Consider the following 998-nt stretch of genomic DNA (forward strand, 5'->3'; position numbering starts at 1 on the left):
ATGACCAAACCGGCAGTATTGATTTTGTTGGGGCCTCCGGGGGCCGGCAAGGGGACGCAGGCGCGGATGCTGGAGGAGGCTTTCGGGCTGGTTCAGCTGTCGACCGGGGATCTGTTGCGGGCCGCGGTGGCGGCCGGGACCGAGGCCGGCAAGGCCGCCAAGGCGGTGATGGAGGCCGGCGATCTGGTCAGTGACGAGATCGTCATCGCCATCCTGCGCGACCGTCTGGCCGAGCCGGATTGCGCCAAGGGCGTCATCCTGGACGGCTTTCCGCGCACCACGGTGCAGGCCCAGGCGCTGGACGCGCTGCTGGCGGAGAACGGCCAGGGCATCAACGCGGCGATCAGTCTCGAGGTGGACGACGCGGCGATGGTGACCCGGATCTCGGGCCGCTTTACCTGCGGGTCCTGCGGCGAAGGCTATCACGACACGTTCAAGCCGCCCAAGGTGGCCGGGACCTGTGACAAATGCGGCGGCACCGACATGAAGCGGCGCGCCGACGACAATGCCGAGACCGTGGCCAGCCGCCTGGTGGCCTATCACGCGCAGACCGCGCCGCTGATCGCCTATTACCGCGACAAGGGCGTGCTGAAAACGGTGGACGCGATGGGCGACATCGACGCGATCGCGGCCGACCTGGCCGATGTCGTGAAACAGGCCACGGCCTGACACAAGACAAGACCCGGGCCTCGTTCCCTCGCCGCGAGGCCCAACATTTTCAGGAGGAAAAGGAGGAACCGCCATGGCGGACCAAACCACTCATGCCGCAGATACCGCCGAGTCCGACAGGGCCTATTGGGCGGCCAATGTGCGCATCATTCTGATCAGCCTCGTCATCTGGGCGCTGGTTTCATTCGGGTTCGGCATCCTGCTGCGCCCCATGCTGTCGGGCATCGCCGTCGGTGGCACCGATCTCGGCTTCTGGTTCGCCCAGCAAGGCTCGATCCTGGTGTTCCTGGGGCTGATCTTTTTCTACGCCTTCCGCATGAACAAGCTCG

At 65.8% G+C, this 998-nt stretch carries 2 protein-coding genes; both read left to right on the top strand.

Features of this window, described 5'->3' with window-relative positions; translation table 11 throughout:
* Window positions 1–669 (top strand): adenylate kinase (locus ACFMPD_RS17525; RefSeq protein ID WP_380997332.1); only part of this gene is annotated, 669 nt, incomplete at its 5' end.
* Window positions 670–742: 73 nt separating this feature from the next.
* On the top strand, window positions 743–998 hold a 256-nt coding region (locus tag ACFMPD_RS17530; RefSeq protein ID WP_380997335.1), incomplete at its 3' end, for a DUF4212 domain-containing protein.

Origin of the sequence: Sedimentitalea sediminis, from assembly GCF_042687825.1 — a bacterium.
Classification (GTDB): Bacteria; Pseudomonadota; Alphaproteobacteria; order Rhodobacterales; family Rhodobacteraceae; genus Sedimentitalea.